This is a genomic window from Candidatus Pelagibacter sp. Uisw_092 (genome assembly GCF_047729545.1).
In the GTDB taxonomy this organism is placed as follows: Bacteria; Pseudomonadota; Alphaproteobacteria; order Pelagibacterales; family Pelagibacteraceae; genus Pelagibacter.
The window spans coordinates 637191-654300 of sequence record NZ_CP159824.1 but is presented as its reverse complement, the minus strand read 5'-3'; the positions used below and the strand labels follow the sequence as shown (position 1 = coordinate 654300).

General features: G+C 28.0%; 23 protein-coding genes. 19 read left to right on the top strand and 4 right to left on the bottom strand.

Going from position 1 to position 17110, the window contains the following annotated elements; translation table 11 throughout:
* The first annotated feature begins 131 nt into the window (after positions 1-131).
* The 7 genes from ABXT63_RS03565 (at position 132) to ABXT63_RS03535 (ending at position 5166) form a co-directional block, all read left to right on the top strand.
* Positions 132-782 (top strand): O-methyltransferase, encoded by a 651-nt coding sequence (locus ABXT63_RS03565; RefSeq protein ID WP_415320115.1) that lies wholly within the window; start codon positions 132-134, stop codon positions 780-782.
* Positions 782-1687 (top strand): rhodanese-related sulfurtransferase, encoded by a 906-nt coding sequence (locus tag ABXT63_RS03560; RefSeq protein WP_415321919.1) that lies wholly within the window; start codon positions 782-784, stop codon positions 1685-1687. Before ABXT63_RS03565 ends, ABXT63_RS03560 begins: the two co-directional genes overlap by 1 nt.
* A gap of 9 nt (positions 1688-1696) precedes the next feature.
* A complete protein-coding gene (locus ABXT63_RS03555; RefSeq protein WP_415321917.1) occupies positions 1697-3067 on the top strand; it encodes an MATE family efflux transporter in 1371 nt (456 codons plus the stop codon).
* Positions 3030-3533: a thermonuclease family protein gene (locus ABXT63_RS03550; protein WP_415321915.1), complete on the top strand. Its 504-nt coding sequence runs from the start codon at positions 3030-3032 to the stop codon at positions 3531-3533. The genes ABXT63_RS03555 and ABXT63_RS03550 overlap by 38 nt, the downstream gene beginning before the upstream one ends.
* Before the next feature lie 63 nt (positions 3534-3596).
* Positions 3597-4379, top strand: a complete 783-nt coding sequence (locus ABXT63_RS03545; RefSeq protein WP_415321913.1) for a class I SAM-dependent methyltransferase — start codon at positions 3597-3599, stop codon at positions 4377-4379.
* Positions 4380-4684: 305 nt separating this feature from the next.
* Positions 4685-4858, top strand: coding sequence for a hypothetical protein (locus tag ABXT63_RS03540; RefSeq protein WP_415321911.1), 174 nt, complete (start codon positions 4685-4687; stop codon positions 4856-4858).
* Positions 4855-5166 (top strand): DUF805 domain-containing protein, encoded by a 312-nt coding sequence (locus tag ABXT63_RS03535; protein ID WP_415321909.1) that lies wholly within the window; start codon positions 4855-4857, stop codon positions 5164-5166. Before ABXT63_RS03540 ends, ABXT63_RS03535 begins: the two co-directional genes overlap by 4 nt.
* Before the next feature lie 14 nt (positions 5167-5180).
* On the opposite strand, the gene ABXT63_RS03530 is transcribed toward ABXT63_RS03535, so the two are convergent.
* Complete coding sequence (locus ABXT63_RS03530; protein WP_415321907.1) at positions 5181-6635, bottom strand: hypothetical protein; 1455 nt, start codon at positions 6633-6635, stop codon at positions 5181-5183.
* 50 nt (positions 6636-6685) lie between these two features.
* Between ABXT63_RS03530 and ABXT63_RS03525 the strand changes: the two genes are divergently transcribed.
* Positions 6686-7153: a hypothetical protein gene (locus ABXT63_RS03525; RefSeq protein ID WP_415321905.1), complete on the top strand. Its 468-nt coding sequence runs from the start codon at positions 6686-6688 to the stop codon at positions 7151-7153.
* Position 7154: 1 nt separating this feature from the next.
* Here ABXT63_RS03525 and ABXT63_RS03520 read toward each other — a convergent pair whose 3' ends face one another.
* The 3 genes from ABXT63_RS03520 to ABXT63_RS03510 are packed head-to-tail and all read right to left on the bottom strand — an operon-like array spanning position 7155 to position 10182.
* Positions 7155-8426, bottom strand: coding sequence for a S1C family serine protease (locus tag ABXT63_RS03520; protein ID WP_415321903.1), 1272 nt, complete (start codon positions 8424-8426; stop codon positions 7155-7157).
* Positions 8423-9937 carry a caspase family protein gene (locus tag ABXT63_RS03515; protein ID WP_415321901.1) on the bottom strand — a complete coding sequence of 505 codons (1515 nt, stop codon included), beginning with the start codon at positions 9935-9937 and terminating at the stop codon, positions 8423-8425. The genes ABXT63_RS03520 and ABXT63_RS03515 overlap by 4 nt, the downstream gene beginning before the upstream one ends.
* Positions 9938-9978: 41 nt before the next feature.
* Positions 9979-10182 (bottom strand): hypothetical protein, encoded by a 204-nt coding sequence (locus ABXT63_RS03510; protein ID WP_415321899.1) that lies wholly within the window; start codon positions 10180-10182, stop codon positions 9979-9981.
* A gap of 148 nt (positions 10183-10330) precedes the next feature.
* Between ABXT63_RS03510 and ABXT63_RS03505 the strand changes: the two genes are divergently transcribed.
* The 11 genes from ABXT63_RS03505 (at position 10331) to ABXT63_RS03455 (ending at position 17064) form a co-directional block, all read left to right on the top strand.
* Positions 10331-10567 (top strand): hypothetical protein, encoded by a 237-nt coding sequence (locus tag ABXT63_RS03505; protein WP_415321897.1) that lies wholly within the window; start codon positions 10331-10333, stop codon positions 10565-10567.
* Between the two features lie 46 nt (positions 10568-10613).
* Positions 10614-10847 (top strand): hypothetical protein, encoded by a 234-nt coding sequence (locus tag ABXT63_RS03500; RefSeq protein ID WP_415321896.1) that lies wholly within the window; start codon positions 10614-10616, stop codon positions 10845-10847.
* Positions 10848-10913: 66 nt separating this feature from the next.
* Positions 10914-11165, top strand: coding sequence for a hypothetical protein (locus ABXT63_RS03495; protein ID WP_415321894.1), 252 nt, complete (start codon positions 10914-10916; stop codon positions 11163-11165).
* Positions 11165-11431 carry a hypothetical protein gene (locus tag ABXT63_RS03490; RefSeq protein ID WP_415321892.1) on the top strand — a complete coding sequence of 89 codons (267 nt, stop codon included), beginning with the start codon at positions 11165-11167 and terminating at the stop codon, positions 11429-11431. Before ABXT63_RS03495 ends, ABXT63_RS03490 begins: the two co-directional genes overlap by 1 nt.
* 5 nt (positions 11432-11436) lie before the next feature.
* On the top strand, positions 11437-11949 hold the full coding sequence (locus tag ABXT63_RS03485; RefSeq protein ID WP_415321890.1) for a TerB family tellurite resistance protein: 513 nt from the start codon (positions 11437-11439) through the stop codon (positions 11947-11949).
* A complete protein-coding gene (locus tag ABXT63_RS03480; protein ID WP_415321889.1) occupies positions 11942-13744 on the top strand; it encodes a hypothetical protein in 1803 nt (600 codons plus the stop codon). Before ABXT63_RS03485 ends, ABXT63_RS03480 begins: the two co-directional genes overlap by 8 nt.
* The gene (locus tag ABXT63_RS03475; RefSeq protein WP_415321887.1) at positions 13744-14514 is read left to right on the top strand and encodes a hypothetical protein; all 771 of its coding nucleotides are present in this window, start codon (positions 13744-13746) and stop codon (positions 14512-14514) included. Before ABXT63_RS03480 ends, ABXT63_RS03475 begins: the two co-directional genes overlap by 1 nt.
* Positions 14502-15083, top strand: coding sequence for a tetratricopeptide repeat protein (locus ABXT63_RS03470; RefSeq protein WP_415321885.1), 582 nt, complete (start codon positions 14502-14504; stop codon positions 15081-15083). Before ABXT63_RS03475 ends, ABXT63_RS03470 begins: the two co-directional genes overlap by 13 nt.
* Positions 15084-15665, top strand: a complete 582-nt coding sequence (locus tag ABXT63_RS03465; RefSeq protein WP_415321883.1) for a hypothetical protein — start codon at positions 15084-15086, stop codon at positions 15663-15665. It begins immediately after the preceding gene.
* A gap of 111 nt (positions 15666-15776) precedes the next feature.
* On the top strand, positions 15777-16358 hold the full coding sequence (locus ABXT63_RS03460; RefSeq protein WP_415321881.1) for a hypothetical protein: 582 nt from the start codon (positions 15777-15779) through the stop codon (positions 16356-16358).
* 124 nt (positions 16359-16482) lie between these two features.
* Positions 16483-17064, top strand: coding sequence for a hypothetical protein (locus ABXT63_RS03455; protein ID WP_415321880.1), 582 nt, complete (start codon positions 16483-16485; stop codon positions 17062-17064).
* The last annotated feature ends 46 nt before the right edge of the window (positions 17065-17110 follow it).

The window sequence follows — 17110 nt, the reverse complement described above, 5'->3', positions numbered from 1 at the left end:
GAGCATGGAGAGATAAATTAAAAAAATTTTACTTATTACTCTTGTTCAATTATAAATATTAGCATAAATACTCATGAAATTCATTAATGCCCTCGTGGTGAAATTGGTAGACACAAAGGACTTAAAAAGCCATGGGTAGCAACTTAGAAATTACTGAAAAACTTCAGAAATATATAGATAATTTTAGTTTAAAGTTAAATCCTATTCAGCAGGAAATAATTGATCATAATAATACACTTGGTGATGTAAAGAGAATGCAAGTAGCAACATCTCAATGTCATTTTCTTCATTTAATTATAAAAACTTCGAACATTAAAAATGTACTTGAGATTGGAACCTTTACTGGGTTAAGTGCTCTATCCATAGCATTAGCATTACCAGATGATGGTAAACTTATAGCATTAGATAAAGACAAAGAGACCAACAAGATTGCAGCAAGTTTTTTTAAAAAAGCTAATCTGGATAATAAAATTCAAACAATTATTAAGCCTGCATTAGATAGTTTGGATGAATTAAAGAATAGTAAATTTGATATGATTTTTATTGATGCCGATAAAATGAATTATAAAGAATATTATGAAAGATCTTTAAACCTAATAGATAAAGATGGATTGATTATTGTAGACAATGTTTTATGGCATGGTGAAGTCGCTGATGAAGATAATTTAGATAAATATACAATAAATATTAGAGATTTTAATACTTATGTTGCAAACGATAAAAGAGTGGAACAAATCATTGTCCCTTTAGGTGACGGAATGACTGTTTGTAGAGTGTTATAATGTTTGATGTTTTTGGTTTTTACAAATTTAAAAAACTTACCTCTTTAAAAAAAAATAAGATTTTACTACAAGATTTTTTAGTTAAAAAAAATATCAGAGGAACAGTAATTATAGCTAGTGAAGGAGTAAATGCAACAATCTCAGGCAAAGCTACTGATCTAAAGTCAACTATCACGAAGATTAAAAAGATATTAAATTTTAAAAAGTTTGATAGTGAAAATATTTCAAAAAGTAAATTTCAACCATTTCACAAACCAAAAGTTAAGATTAAAAAAGAAGTAGTCCCTATGGGTCTTTCTTTATCATCAAAAAATAAAAAAGATAATCATGTTGACCCAAAAAAATGGAATAAGTTGATTAATGATAAAGAAACATTAGTTTTAGATTCTAGAAAACCATTTGAGTATAATGTAGGAACTTTTAAAAGATCAATTAATCCTGATGTTGATAATTTTAGAGAATTTCCAAAATACCTAAATAAGTTAAAAAAAACAAAGCCAATCGCAATGTTTTGTACTGGTGGAATAAGATGTGAGAAAGCTTCAGTATTCTTAGAAAAAAAAGGCTTTAAAAATATTTATCAATTAAAAGGTGGAATTTTAAATTATTTAAAAAATGTTAAAAAAAAAGAAAGTCTATGGAATGGCGAATGCTTTGTTTTTGACAACAGAATCAGTGTTAAACATGGATTGGTAACTGGCACATACTCAATCTGTAGTGGATGTAGAAAACCTGTTTCACCAAAAGATAAACAGTCTAAAAAATATGAGGAGGGTGTTTCATGCGTAAACTGTTATGATAATTTAACTCAAACTCAAAAAGAGAGATTTCGAATGAGACAAAAGCAAATAAACCTTGCTAAAAAGAGTGGTTCAAAGCATATATTTCAAAAAGAATTTAAATAGGAAAAACAATTGTCTAAAGCCATAAATTTAACCAAAGATCCAATTTGGTCACTACTTAAAAAAGTAACTATTCCAGCGAGTGTTGGTTCTTTGTTTCAAACATTCTATAATTTAGTAGATACATGGTTTGCAGGTAGAATTTCTGCAGAAGCTATAAGTGCAATAGCCAAATCGTTCCCAATATACTTTGTCATCATTGCTGTTGGTGTTGGTATTGGTGCTGCAACGAACTCTTGTATTGGTAATTTATTAGGTGCTAAAAAAATTAATAAAGCATCACTATTTATTGCTCAATCAGTAATTTTTGCATTGGTCACGTCAGTTGTCGTAACTTCATTTGGATTAAATGCTTCTGATTTTCTCTTAAGTGTTATGGGATCTGATGCTGCTGGTATTGCTTTAACTAGAGAATATTTAGATATAATTTTTTACGGAACCTTTATAGTTATGATCCAAATCTCTTTAAATGGAGCTTTGAATGCACAGGGTGATACTAAGAGTTATAGAAATGTTCTTATCTTTAGTTTCTTTTTAAATATCTTTCTAAATCCATTATTCATTTGGGGATACGGAATTGTTCCAGCTTATGGTATAGGTGGCCTTGCAATAGCAACTGTTATCGCCCAATCCATTGGTACAATTTATTTAGCTTACAAAATTAACTCATGTAAATTAAGAAAGTATCTATCTATTAAATGCTTTATTCCTAAATTTATTCTTCTTAAAGAATTGTTCTCTCAAGCAATGCCAATAATGATTAGTATGTTGTTTATTGGTGTAGGTATTTTTAATATTTTATATTTTATTGGACAATTCGGCGACCTTGCAACAGCAGGTTATGGTGCAGCTTTAAGAGTTGAGCAAGTTTTTTTACTTCCAGTAATTGGTTTAAATACAGCTGTACTTTCTATTGGTGGACAAAACTTTGGTGCTAAAAATTATAATCGTATAAGGGAGCTTTATACTAAAGCATTATTTTTTGGATCATCATTTATGGCTGTAGCAGGTATCATTTTATTCATTGGTGCAGAATTTTTTGTATCTCAATTTACAGATAATGCAGAAGCCATATACCATGGAGTTATATATTTAAAAGTTGCTGCATTAATAGCTCCTATTTATCCTGTGTTTTTTATTACAACAGCAGTTTTTCAGGCACTTAAAAAGCCAGTTTACAGTCTTTACTTAAGCGTTCTAAGATTAACTGCATTTCCTTTCTTATCATTATGGTATGTAATTAATATTAGAGGTGGTGATTACGCAGATATTTTTTACACCATCATGGCAACTAATTGGTTTATGGGTATTGCAGTAATCATCTTTATTGGATACTTTTTAAATAATGCTTTTAAACAAAAAAAAAGCCATTTTTCTTATTAGTGTCTCAGCACTAATATTTATTTTAACTATTAACCAGGTTAAATCTCAAACAATCAAAATTGTTGATGGCGATACAATTCATATAAATGGTGAAAAGATTAGATTTACAGGAATAGATACACCAGAGATAAAACAAACTTGTATAAATAATGGAGTCAAAGATCCTTGTGGTATTAAAGCAAAGGAAATTCTTACTGAAAAAATTGCCAATAATAAAGTTGTGTGTATTAGTGAGGGAAAAGACCAATACAAAAGAACTCTAGCAGAATGCTTTGTTAATGAAGAAAGCTTATCAAGCTATTTAGTAAGAAGTGGTTATGCTTTTGCTTATAGAAAGTATTCTAAAAAATTTATTGTAGATGAAGATTATGCCAAAATAAACAAAGCAGGTATGTGGTCTATGAATTTTGATTACCCATGGGATTATAGGAAAAAAAGATGTTCAGTAATTAAGCCACTTCTTTAACAATAATTTAAAAGAGATAAAAAATAATTTAATTATTTATATTTAGGGTATAAAATAGTTTATATGCTTTATTTTTGGAAAACAAAAGATCTGATTTTTTTACATAAGTTAAAACTTTTACTAAGAAATTTTAAAGACTTTATTATTCAAGTTTATAAACTAATAAAAATTAGAACTAGTTTAGTTTTAATTCGTAAATTTTTTATTAATTATTTTAAAACATTTGATTCAAATAGTGATTCTATAAAAAAAATATATGAATTCTCAAACTTTGATTTTCCAGATTGGTTTTCAGGGAAAATTCCAGTTTTTTTCCACTTTTTAAATAAACATCAATTTCCATCTCAAATAAATTTATTAGAGATTGGTAGCTTTGAAGGTCGTAGCTCTTTATTTTTTCTTAATTATTTTAAAAATAAAGCCTCTATTAAAAAAATGTGTCTTACTTGTGTAGATACATGGGAGGGTTCCAACGAACCACTTCATAAAAAAATAGATTTTAACCTAGTTGAAAAAAATTTTAATAAAAATATTGAAGCTTTTAATCAAGATATTAAGATGCATAAGTGTACTTCTTTTGAATTTTTTAAATCGAAAAATCCTCAAAAGTATGATCTAATTTTTATAGATGGCTCTCATGAATTTAAAGACGTTTTAGCTGACGCTGAAGCTTCATTTAAACATATTAAAAAAAATGGCTTTATTATTTTTGATGATTTTAATTGGTTTCACTACAAGGATGAAAGACAAAATCCAGCTAATTCCATAAATGTTTTTTTAAATGATAAAATTAATGAATTTATTATAGTTTATGTGGGTATAGTTTTGATAATAAAAAAAATATAATTAATGCAAATTATTCTTTTTATTATATTTTTAACAACAAAGACGCCGTAGAATTTGGTAAAAATTAGTAAATTAATTAGAGGAAATGTTGTGAAGTTAAACTGATTTTATTTTTTATTTCTACCTGTAAGAAAAATGATTAGATGTAGTATTGGTTAATTAAGTCAAAACTGTATCTGATATTTTTAATAAACTCACAAACAATAAGAAATTATCAAAAGTAAAAATAGATAAGACAATTGTAAAACTTAAAAAAGATGATCTGACTGTAGATGAATATCTTAAAGATATAAGACCTTATCTTAATGCTGAACATAGAGAGCTTATCATTAAAGCTGTATTATGTTACTGGATCAGACGGTCATTTAGATGACAGAGAGTCAGAATTGCTAATGTATACTGCTAAAGTACTAGAGTTGACTCCAGCGCATATAAAAGGTGTACTAAGTGAATTAGATAAAGGCGCGGTTAACTTATGATTAATTGTATTAAATATAGACTTACAAATATATTTTCTTTTTCTGACACAGCAGGAAGGTTGGATTATTTCTGTACTTGGTTAGGAATGTGGGTGTTTGTTATTGGATTTTTCATGATTATAGCTGGTAATACAATTAGTCAATTTATTCCTATTCTTATAATAGTCCTTTCCATAATAAATATTGCAAATGTTTGTAGAAGGTTAAATGATATTGGTAAAAGTCGATTACTTGCATTACTCATATTTATCCCAATAATAGGTTTAATATTTTTTATATATCTTTTAGCAACGCCTGGAAAAAAATAAAAAAAGATTAAAATTTAGTTAACAGAATAAAATATTTGAAAAGTTATTAGTAAATAAATTACACCACCCCATTTTCGAATATGAGCATTAACTTTGGTAACCCTTCTTTGCATCTTTGCTGTTCTTTGAATAAATCTGCTAAAACCAATACTTATGAACGTTGGAATGCAGCAAAAAATATAAGACAGTAAAATATATTTATCTAAGTCAGTTAAATAATCCAATTTAGGAATATCTCCCTCAAAAACAAAGTTATAAGCTATTAGAGATAAGAGAGCCACAATTGAAGTTGTTAATCTTGCATCAAGTTTGTAAGTTGGGATCCATAACACTGACCATGCAACACATAAAATTAAAAAAACTGGGATGATGATTTTGAATAAATAATGTGCAGAGTTTCTTTTTATCTCTATTATTAGATTAATAGAATTTTCACTGCTAGTGTGAATTTTATCTAAATAAGCATCATAAAAATCTTCTTCAATAATTTCCTTACTAACTATATTGGTGGATACGATTGTCCAACCCATCTCTTTTAAAATATTTTTTTTTTGGTAATTATATAAACCTAAAAAAGCCCCCTTATCAGGCGTAACAAATGTTACAGAGGCAGTACCTTTGGGCCAATTTATAGATGGATCAGATGTGCTAAATGCACCACTTAAAATTTCAATCTTCAGCTTTTGTGTATCAAAAGGAAATTTATTAAAATCAAATTTTTGTCTAAATTGAGCAATACCAGATTCCGCTTTAAAAGTTCTTAAGGTTCCGTTGTCAAAAGAAAACTCAGGTCTACTCGACTGTCTAATATCAACATCATATTTGTATTCATTGTAAACAACATTATCAATTGGTAAATAAATTGCATTATACAAATCATCATTTATATAATAAATTTCATCATCAAGAATTCCCTTAGCATACTTTTCCAATTCAGGTTTTTTATTTGTAAATGTTGAGCGAAATGAAATTTCCAAAACTCCTTTCGTAGTATCAATTGTATTGATAAAATTTAAATAAAAATTTGCTAATTTGATATCGTTTAATTTATATTGATAAGAGTTGGCTTTAATAGTTTTTGTTTTATTTAGTATCTTGAGATTAGCAACATTATTTCTTTTATGTAAAATTATAATTTTTTCATCATCTACCTTTGATAGGTTAATATTATTATAACTAATTACCACATCTCCTGGTATTATATTTTTTTTATCAAAAAGAGAAAATCTAACCACTGGATAGCCATTATTATTTCTTTTGATCATGATTTTTTTTTGATCTTGGTTAAAGGTAAAATCATAAAAAACACCAATATCATTTCTAGTTTCTAAATATGGAAAATCAAAACTGTCTTTTTCCAATATCGAGTTATTAAATCCATCAGTAACATCGGTGATATCAGCATATGAGATATTCAATGATAGTATCATCGATATAATGGTTAACATTAAATGTCTAATAGCTCTCATAATTAAATGTAGCTTAAGTTATTTTAATAAATTAGTATATTTTAAAAATAATGGCAAAAATCAGAAAAACAGCATCCATTGAAAATGGTTTGATGGATGTAATAAAAATATTAAGTGAAGAGGAGATACAAGCTGCTATTGGAAAAGGCTCTTCTTATGTGAGAAAATGTAGTAATCCAGATTTACCTCAAGAAATAGATCATAACGATTCTTTTAAACTTGATAAAGCGTGTGTCCTAAAAGGAAAAGCACCACCATTACTAACTGCCCATGAATACATGATGGCCAAAGAGTTTGATGAAATAGATACACCTGAATCTAAAGATATTAGTCAAATTTTAGTTCGATCCACAATACTCCATGGAAAATTAACAGAGCTAATTCATCATGCTCAAGATCCTAAAAGTGATAAAGGTGTAGAAATTAGTATTCTTGAAAAAAAAGAAATTAATGAAGCAATTACTGATTTAGAAAATAAAATTATGAAGATTAAAATGACTATCGATACTAAGTTTTAACTTAGCTTAGTTCTTCAAACTTATCCCATTCTCCATCTTGGTTATAGTCATATCCCACAACATCCATAGTGCCATCGTCATCTTCATCATATTCAATTCTATCTGGGTTACCATCTAGGTCATCATCAAACACTATCATTTCGTAATTATTATTTTCATTCTCGTCTAATGCTACACCCTCTATGATACCGTCTTCATTAAAATCCATTAAAACTTTTTCATTAATGCCATCATTATTTTCATCAAGAAGCCAGGCGTCCGTAACGCCATTTTTATTTAAATCTGCCTCTTTAGCATTTGGATATTTTTTTGATATACCACTATTTTTTTTAGTATCAGATTTTTTTTGTATCCAGGTATTACCTTTTTTCTTTTTTTGAATATACTTAGACTCAATATCTTCTTGCTTCACTTCATTGATAAATTCAATTAAATCATCAACTGCTATTGCAAAATTTAAATTTTCACCTTCTGATGTAAAAGTATTTACACCAATTAATTTACTATTTTTATCAAACAAGGGTCCACCTGAATTACCAGGGTTTATAGGTACTTGGATTTGTATCGTGTTTGCAAAATGTCTTGAAGATTTATAGCTCCATCTGTGATCGGGTCTTTTTTGACTAATCATTCCATTTGTAAAAGTCCAAACTAATCCGTCAGGATGGCCTATAGCAAATGCAGTTTGACCAATTTTTACACCTTTATAAGTTCCATACACAACAGGTTTAAGTGAGGCAGGCAAACCTTTAACTTCTATCATCGCAAGATCTTTTTGTTTATTCCTCTTTACAACTTTACCAGTGTAGAAATCGGTATCACAATATTTGTTTAGATCTTCAGTTTTTAGACAAATAGTTACATTCTTTGCAGTTTCAACAACATGCCAATTTGTAATTATTTTTAATCCCATGTGATTGATTACAAAACCAGATCCTGAGCCCTGATCTTTTTTATTTTCTATATAAACAACACTATTAGCAAATTTTTCAAAAATTTCTTCAGGACCACCTTTAAACTTTGGTCTAGGTTTTCTACTTCTATTTTTTTTAGTTATAATTTTAGATTGGCTTTCAGCATAAGAAATAATAGTGATAATTTGTTCTTTAGATTTTGTAATAACTTTATCATCAACTAATGGAGTAGAGGCCACCTCTATACTTTCTAATCCACTAGATTTTAAGTCACCTTTTAGCTTATAAGCAACTGTTTCAGCTGATAAATAGCTACCCACAGTAGATAATATTATAATGAGTATAATTTTTTTTATCACTTAAGGTTTTTCTTTGGTATAAAAATAAAATCTCCACCACCATCTTGCCAGGTGTCTGGATGGTAGTAAATTGGTTTCTGAGTATAGTTTCCCGCATAAGCACTCCTAACTCGTATAGCAACATTTAGCATGTTTAATGGTACAGAGTTTTGGTCAGAAATTTTTAAAACATTTAAGAAAGCTAAAGCAAATAAAGAATGTTTTGTTTTTCCTACTGTATCACTTACACGTCCTTTACTACCAGATGACAAAACAGATCGTGCTCTCAAATTTAATCCATCCTCTAAATTCTTACCATAAAGAGTACGATCTTCCTCATTTGTTAGATCAAGTATATTTGTACCTTTAAATTTTCCACCCACATAACAAGAGTCAACCATCAAAGATAAGTGATGAGCCTTAATTTCAGTAAGAAATATATTTAGTTCATTAATATTTATCCAGTCACCATTTCCCCATTCTTTACTTCCATCTTTAGGGATCCAATAAGCTTGCTCTGCTTTCTCCATTCCATGGCCAGAATAATAAATTAAAACATAGTCATTTTCAGTTGTTAATTTAGAGAGATCTCTAAAAGCTTTAAAGATTTCTTTTTTGGTTCCATTATTAACAGTAAGAATTTTTTCAAATTTGTAACTTTTATCTAAAACTTTTTTTATCTCCCTTATATCATTTTTTGGTGATACAAGGTTTTCCCAATTAGTATATTCAGAGTTTCCAATTAATAATGCGTAGTATTTACCGTTTGGCTCTAGTTTAATATTTTTATTGTTTCTTGGTGCAGGAAGACTTCTTGTTATAAGAGTTTTGGTATCTTTTTTATAAAGATCTAATTTAGCTATTGCATCATTCTTGGATAAATAAAATTCAAAGATTACCTCATTTTTTTTAGTAGTTCCTCCCGAACCTTTTCCACTCTCACCATCTTGCTTAAAGTCACCAGTTATAGTTAAATTGTTACTACAGTTTAAAACAACATCACCCTTCATTGAATCAAAGAGTACTCCTGCTCGAGAATTAACTTCACAAGAAGTTTTCTTGTCTTCAAAGTAAGCTACACCATTACTTTTGCTATGATATTTATTATTTTGATATTCAAACGTTGCAGATGAATTTTCTGAATTTACATATCCATACAAATATAGGGATTCTTCATTTTCATCTTTTGGAAAAATCTTTGCAGCGAAATATAAATCAGCTTTTGGTAAACTATTTATATCGTAATATTTTTTAAGTTCTTTTTTAATTATTTTTTTTTCTTTTTTACTTTTTTTAGTTATCCAAGATTTAGATTCTTTTATCTTTTCTTTAACTTTCTCAATTACTTTTTTTTCTTTTTCTTTCTTCTTCTTCTTTATCCATTCATTTTTTTTAGATTTAGTTTCAGTTTTTTTAACTAATGTTTTTTTAGTTTTATCTTTTTTAGTAATCCAAGATGTTTCTGAATGAGCCTGTAATGAGAAAGAGGCTAAAAATAGTACGATTAATAATGATTTTATTATTTTAATCATGATAAACCCTACATTTTTTAACTCATGATGTCTTGCAAGATTTATTGTCTTTTGGGTAATCTACCACCACTTTCAATGCAATCTTTGATTGTTTGGTAAGCCTTAAAATGCTTGGTTATATCGTAATATCTTGAGCCTTCTTTGTGACAAATATTGGTCTTCGATTTTTTAACTGGTACACTAGCGGAGTCACATCCTTGCAAAAGAATTAAAACTATAAAGATTTTAGCACTTAGATTTCTCATATTAAAAATATAATAATTTTATAACATTTAATCTAATCCAAAATCTTATTTATTTTTGGACTAAATAATATTCAATTTTTATCATATATCCAATTTTCTCTTAGTTTGTGGACAAGTATTTTTAAGCAATCATTGCTAAATATATTTTATGAAAAACAAACAACCAAAGGAGAAAACAATGAAGACAGTAAGAAAAGAGACAGACGGTACATCGTTTATTAACATTGTAGGAGGTTTATTAATTGCCTTTGCAGTAATTGATTTTGCAATGTCATTTGCAGGAACAAACTTAACTGGATTTATGGGACCAGTATCTAGATTTTCACCAATTATATTTGGTCTAATTGGTTCAGCATTATTAAATGTTGGCAAGGAGGGCAGCTAATTTTGACTACTCTCCTCTTAACTTAAGAGGAGAGGAAAGAGGAATTATGAAAAAAGTTTTTGCTTCAATTTCAAGACTAACAGTTGCTTATAGTAAGTTTGGTATAATGATTTTTTCATTATCACTAATGAATACAGCTCTTAAAGCAGATAGTGGTTATTATTACTTAACTACCAATTCTCAGTTTCTAAAATTAGGTGGAGTTTATGTTCAAGAAACTCAAAATATTAGAAATAGAAAATTAATTCATCAATTTACAAAAAAAGAAGGAGCACTTTAATTAAATGATTGAAGCTTTAATTATATCTGAGCTTATATTCTTAATTATTTACTTAACACAATAGATATGGGTAAAATTATTTTAACAGCTTTAATGAAACTACCTTTAATGTTTAAAGGATTGTCGGTTGCTTTTATTAGTATGCTTGAAGCTATGGCAAGATCAATTGATAATATTGGGTATCTGATACTTAACCCTTTAAAAACAATTAGATTTCAAGAAGTTAGAGATTTTATTTCTGAAAATGCAGTAACAATTTCATTAATCATAATTTTTATAATCTTAATTTATATAACTTTTAGTAGGAGGGTAAATTAATGAAGAAGTTTATCTATTTAATATTACTTTCTTTATTAGCATCTTGTGCCACGGGCACATATTCAAATAGAAATGGAGATAATTCCAATTTAAGTTTTGATAGTGGTTTTTGTAAGTCTCTGGCTAGATCAAAACATCCAGGATACATATGTAAAAACCCTTTAATGTGTACCATGGAAGAAGTTAATATAGTTTTAAATGATTTAACTCAGTATCACGCTGTTTATCAGAATTGCATGTACTCTAAAAACTACGACTATCAATAGATTATATGCCTATCAATAATAAACTACATATGATTAGATCTGAGGATAGAGAGATTGATATGTGGGAAAAATATAGACACGAAAGTAAACAGACTATTTGTATAATTGGTGTTTTAACACTCTCTGTAAAACTTTGTAAAGCTGATGGACATTTTAGTACACAAGAAGAGGCAGAGATCTTAAAAATTATTCCTCATGAAGCACAGCAAAGAAATATTCTTAGAAATATAATGGCTGAAGCCAATAAAGACATAAATCCAATTACACACGATGCACAAAATTTAAAAAGTTTATTAAAAAATGAACATCCTGAATTTTTAGAATTTATTATAGCAGTACTATATAGATTAGCTCATAGTGATAATGTATATTCACAAAGTGAAGATGATGATATTAGAGAAGTAGCTAGAATATTTGATGTCCAAAAAAGTATTTCTGAAAAAATTTTAGAATTCTTTGTTAAAACTTTTAATAAAATAAAATTATCAATATCTAAAAAAGAAAAGTCCAATGCCTAATTTAGATAAAGTTTTTAATAAATTCTTCCCTCAATCGCAAACAGGAGCAAAAGGTAAATTTTTACTTAAAATGGCCTGGACTGTAGAAATTTTAGTTGCAGTGATTGGGGTATGTATTGCAATTATTGTTGTTATGCAGGCGCAAGGTGCAAGAGATTTAGACGATTTGGCTGGCCGATCATTCATGTTAGCTGATTTAACTTTTGGTGGGATTTTTTTTATCGTTGCAATAGTTGAGCTTACAAAAATTCCATTAGCAACAGCAGTTTATTATTCTGTAAGAATTTATTGGAAAATTATATTTTTGATTGGCTTAATACTGGTTAATGTTTCAACTTTTGAGACTATTGTTACTGGCTTTGAGAGAATTAATCGTGAACGAACTAAAGTGATTGATAAGAAGATTGTTAAATATCACAGTATCTCAACTCAGATAGAGCAGCTAAACGAAAATACAGAAGTTAAAGCTTTTGATGGAGATATTAATAAACTTAGAGAAAAAAGAAATGAAATAAATTTAGAAATAGGCAAAATATCCTTAGATAGTATTACGAGGAAACAGGCTATTCTTGATCAGAGTTCAAACCAATCATCGATAGATCAGCTAAAAGAAGAAATTGAATCAATCTCAGAAACAATTAAAAGATTAGAAGAAATAAATTCTAAACTTCCATCACAAATTAAAAATCTTGGTTTTTTAAAAGGGACAAACAAAAACGAAATTACTGCTCAAATAGAAAATAATAAGAAGACTATAATTATAAATAGAGCTGATAAAAAATCTAAAGAAAATGAACTAAAGATCATGACCAAAAAGCAAGGTCAAAATGCTGATGGTCAAATAAAACTAATTGAAACAGAAACTAAATCTAAACTAAAACCTTTAGAAAATGATTTAAAAAATATTTCTGCACAAATAAATGTTTTAGAGGATAGAAAACAAGGTTTTGCGCTAGATGATGAAGCTAAAGATAAAAAATTAAGAGAGCTTAAATCTAAAAAAATTGAATTAATATCAAATGAAGAGGGTACTGGTATTGACGACCTAGCTCCTGATAGTCAAGTTTATAGAGTAGCAACTTGGTTAAAGGGTTATTTCATAATTGATTATAATGATGAGATTAATAAAATTAATGAGCAAATATTTAAATTAGAAAAACAAAAAATTAAAGCAATTACGGAAAAAGGATGGTTTGATAAATTTTTCTCATTCTTCAATAAAAATAGCAGCTTAGATAATGAAGCTATTGACAGACAAATTACAAATCTAAGTGCAAAAATAAGTGAATTTGAAAATAAAGCTTTAAAAGCCGAAACAAATATATCAGAATCTGTTTACGCGGACATACCTCAGGGTGCTATTACAGCTGCATTCTGGTTATGGTTTGGTGTTTTAAGCTTTATTATATCTGTGACTGGAACAATGCTTGCTTTTGCTAGTTTAGTTTTACTTGATCCAAGACTTCATATTATTAGAAATAAAAGAACAGCTAATTGGAGAGGTTTATCCATTAGAATTTCTAAATTCTTTGTTTTATTTAATAAATATATTTGGGGAAAAATTAAAAGATTTAGAGACCCAAATATTAAAACTGTAGAAAAAGAAGTGATAGTTGAAAAAATTGTTGAAAAAATAGTAGAAAAAAATGTAGGTGAAAAAATTGTTTACGAAAAAGTCGAAGTACCAAAAGAAGTTATAAGAAAAGAAGTTGTCTATGTCCCTATGCCAACTGATGATGAAGAATTATTAAAAAAAGGACCAATCAAAGCTCCCGAATACGATAAGAAAAAATAATGCCAGATGAAAAAATTCAATACGATGTTCATAACTATGAACCAGTTAATAAATATATTGATGATCAAGCTAGATTAAAAAGATCAGCAAGCACTTGGAGATATGCAAAAGCTGCAACATTAATCATGGTTGGTATAGGTATTTTAGCTGTTTTATTGGCTTGGGCTTATTATCTTTATAAAAAACCACACAGATTAGTTAGTTTAAGTGAGATAGAACAAAAAGTTTTAATTAATGAAGAAAGACTAATCAAAAATGAAAGAAGATTACCCTCTGAAGAAGAGATCAATACATCAACTACTTCAAATATATTACAAAGTAAAATTAATGAAAAAGATTTAGAAATTTCAAAATTGAAAGAACAAATTAATAAAACAAATACAAATGATAAAAAATTGAAAGAAGAGCTTGAGATAGAAAAAAAGAAAGCTGAAAAAGATAAATTAGATTTACAAAAAAAATTAAATGAAAAAAAACAAGTTAAAACTAATGTAATTCATTTTCAGTATTTACCAGCTGATATTAATGGTAATAAAGTACAAGTTACAACTAGGCTTTATTATGATGACCCATTAAATTTAAATCCAAATAAGATTAATGGATCTGACCCTATAAATTGCTATGTAACTTTTACTAATAGAGATGATCTGAGTGTAATAGAATTAGGTGATAGAAATACGCAACCAATAGTTAGCAAATATCACTTGGAAACTTTGAATGTTAATTTTAATGACATTATTAAGTTAAAAAATGAAAAATGTCAGTTTTGATTAGGGTATTTTTATTATTTGTTTTGTTATTTTTTACCACATCACTAAAAGCTGATTACTTATCTTATCTCACTGAAGAAGCCGATAAAGGAGATATAGTCTCACAAAATAACTTAGGACATTTATATTTAAGTGGCTCGAGTGTAAACGATATTCCAAAGGATACAGATAAAGCGATCTATTATTTAAGTGCTGCAGCAGCTCAGGGCCAAGTTAATGCAATGACAACAGTAGGTTGGGTTTATTTTACTGGTGAACATGGTGCTCCTCAAGATAATGATGAAGCAATATACTGGAACCAGAAAGCATCTGATGCTGGATTTACTGTAGCAAGTTATAATATAGGTTTTTTTTATTATTCAGGACTAGCTGGGCTAGAACAAGATCTTATAATGGCAAAAAAATATTGGTTACTTAGTGCTTCTCAATGGTTAAATTCAGAAGGACTTCACGATGCAACGGCAGAAGGGCTTCTTGATGAAATTAACGAATACAACCCTAACCCAACAAAAGAGATGATTGAATTAAGAGATTTTTATATAATGTTATTAAAATCAAATCCAAGTTAAATGAAAAAACTATTTATCATAATTATTATTTTTATCAGCTTTCAAGCATTATCCAAGGCTGATGATATTAAGGATTTTGAAATTGAGGGAATTAGTATTGGAGACAGTTTATTAGCTCACTACTCTAAAAAAGAATTAAATAATTCACTTGAAACTTATCATTATCCAGGTGGGAATGACTTTGTATACTATTTTCTAAATTCTAAAAACGCTATCACATATAATTTTATACAAGCCCATGTAAACCCTAAAGATAAAAATTATGTCATAGCAGGAGTAGAAGGGCATATATTTTATGATAAAATTTCAGATTGCTATAAAGAAATGACTATAATTAAACAAAACGTTGAAGACACAATCGATATTGACGCTACAAATGATAGCGGTAAACATCCGACTGATAAATCTGGCAAAAGTACATATAAAAGATTTACATTTTTTTTTAAAAATAATGATTATGTAGAAATTGTTTGTTATGACATGAGTAAAGAGTTTGAGGAAAAGGGAAAAAAAGATAGACTTATAGTATCATTAAGTACAAAAAAACTTTATGACTTCCTAACATACAAGGCTTACAAATAATCAACATTAGGTCTCAGCCCGCGGTCACTTCCTGAAAATTTTTCCTGTTCAACTAATTGCAACTTACTAGAAATCTTGACACACATAAGACATAGTGAGAAAGTGTTTAATATGAACAGATTATTACTTATTCTTATCTTAACGTTTAGTTTCCAAAATTTAACCAAGGCCGATGATTTCAAGGACTTTGAGATAGAAGGAATTAGCATCGGGGATAGTGCTCTAGATTTTTTTAGTAAATCAATTTTAGAAAAACAAAAAAAACTTGAATGGCATGACACTAAAAACTTTATTCCAATTACAGATTTAGTTTTAAAAAATAGCAAAATATATGACAGTATTCAATTAGCCGTTATAACTAATACAAAATATTATAAGATTGCAAGTGTCCAGGGTATTATTTTTTATCAAACAAATATCAATAAATGCTATGAAGAGATGGATAGTATTGCCTTAAAAATTAAAGATTTATTCAGTAATATTGAAGAAGTTGAAAAATCAACCCATAAACATTCATCTGATAAATCAGGTAAATCTTCAGTTACCAGTATATTGTTTTTAGATACTGAAGGTAATGAAATTTCTATACAATGTTATGATTGGTCAAATGACAAGCCTTATTGGGATCAATTAAGGATAACGCTTGATAATAAAGAATATTCTTATTTTATAAGGTATGAAGCTTACAAGTAATTAATCTAAGACTCTTTTAATAGAGAGTTCTTTTCACAAATCACTTTATACTTATTTTCATTATAACTTTTTGTCAAGTTACTAAGTCTTGACACGAATAAAACTCGGTGAGAAGGTATTAATTATGAAAAGATTGTTATTAATTTTTATCTTAACAATTAGTTTTAACACTTTAACTAAAGCTAATGATATTACAGACTTTCAAATAGAAGGGATGAGCTTAGGTGACAGTGCACTGGAATTTTTTACTGAGGAGGAGATTAATAAGAATATCAGAATAAATGCTTATGAAGGTTCTGATGGAAAGTTTTACGATGCAGGATTGAATAATGCTAACTATGAAATTTATGATTTAGTGGCATTAGTTTTTAAAAAAAATGACCCTAAATATATTATCTATTCAATAAGTGGAATGATTTTTTTTGACAATGATTCCAAGGCATGTAATGAAAAATATAAAGAAATCGTATTAGATATTGAAGTTTTTTTTGATGATCATGAAAAAAATATTAAAAAAAATGTAAAACATAACCAGGATAAATCTGGTAAAAGTTTTTATAACGGAACTTCATTTATACATAAAACAAGATCAGGTGCAGATATAGCCTGCTATACCTGGTCTAAAGAAATGGATATTTCAGATTATACCTCCGTATCGATTGATACTGCTGATTTTGGATATTGGCTTGATTCTTATTATAATTAAAATTTTATAACTAAATACTTTATAAATTAGTAAGATTATTTAAAAT

Bases quoted from the DNA above. Each gene is read 5' to 3' on its own strand.
- ABXT63_RS03460 (WP_415321881.1), top strand. From the start codon at position 15,777: ATGAACAGATTATTACTTATTCTTATCTTAACGTTTAGTTTCCAAAAT.
- ABXT63_RS03465 (WP_415321883.1), top strand. From the start codon at position 15,084: ATGAAAAAACTATTTATCATAATTATTATTTTTATCAGCTTTCAAGCA.
- ABXT63_RS03515 (WP_415321901.1), bottom strand. From the start codon at position 9,937: ATGATTAAAATAATAAAATCATTATTAATCGTACTATTTTTAGCCTCT.
- ABXT63_RS03565 (WP_415320115.1), top strand. From the start codon at position 132: ATGGGTAGCAACTTAGAAATTACTGAAAAACTTCAGAAATATATAGAT.
- ABXT63_RS03485 (WP_415321890.1), top strand. From the start codon at position 11,437: ATGCCTATCAATAATAAACTACATATGATTAGATCTGAGGATAGAGAG.
- ABXT63_RS03550 (WP_415321915.1), top strand. From the start codon at position 3,030: ATGCTTTTAAACAAAAAAAAAGCCATTTTTCTTATTAGTGTCTCAGCA.
- ABXT63_RS03545 (WP_415321913.1), top strand. From the start codon at position 3,597: ATGCTTTATTTTTGGAAAACAAAAGATCTGATTTTTTTACATAAGTTA.
- ABXT63_RS03540 (WP_415321911.1), top strand. From the start codon at position 4,685: ATGCTGAACATAGAGAGCTTATCATTAAAGCTGTATTATGTTACTGGA.
- ABXT63_RS03525 (WP_415321905.1), top strand. From the start codon at position 6,686: ATGGCAAAAATCAGAAAAACAGCATCCATTGAAAATGGTTTGATGGAT.
- ABXT63_RS03470 (WP_415321885.1), top strand. From the start codon at position 14,502: ATGTCAGTTTTGATTAGGGTATTTTTATTATTTGTTTTGTTATTTTTT.
- ABXT63_RS03530 (WP_415321907.1), bottom strand. From the start codon at position 6,635: ATGAGAGCTATTAGACATTTAATGTTAACCATTATATCGATGATACTA.
- ABXT63_RS03560 (WP_415321919.1), top strand. From the start codon at position 782: ATGTTTGATGTTTTTGGTTTTTACAAATTTAAAAAACTTACCTCTTTA.
- ABXT63_RS03490 (WP_415321892.1), top strand. From the start codon at position 11,165: ATGAAGAAGTTTATCTATTTAATATTACTTTCTTTATTAGCATCTTGT.
- ABXT63_RS03535 (WP_415321909.1), top strand. From the start codon at position 4,855: ATGATTAATTGTATTAAATATAGACTTACAAATATATTTTCTTTTTCT.
- ABXT63_RS03480 (WP_415321889.1), top strand. From the start codon at position 11,942: ATGCCTAATTTAGATAAAGTTTTTAATAAATTCTTCCCTCAATCGCAA.
- ABXT63_RS03455 (WP_415321880.1), top strand. From the start codon at position 16,483: ATGAAAAGATTGTTATTAATTTTTATCTTAACAATTAGTTTTAACACT.
- ABXT63_RS03505 (WP_415321897.1), top strand. From the start codon at position 10,331: ATGAAAAACAAACAACCAAAGGAGAAAACAATGAAGACAGTAAGAAAA.
- ABXT63_RS03475 (WP_415321887.1), top strand. From the start codon at position 13,744: ATGCCAGATGAAAAAATTCAATACGATGTTCATAACTATGAACCAGTT.
- ABXT63_RS03510 (WP_415321899.1), bottom strand. From the start codon at position 10,182: ATGAGAAATCTAAGTGCTAAAATCTTTATAGTTTTAATTCTTTTGCAA.
- ABXT63_RS03500 (WP_415321896.1), top strand. From the start codon at position 10,614: ATGAAAAAAGTTTTTGCTTCAATTTCAAGACTAACAGTTGCTTATAGT.
- ABXT63_RS03495 (WP_415321894.1), top strand. From the start codon at position 10,914: ATGGGTAAAATTATTTTAACAGCTTTAATGAAACTACCTTTAATGTTT.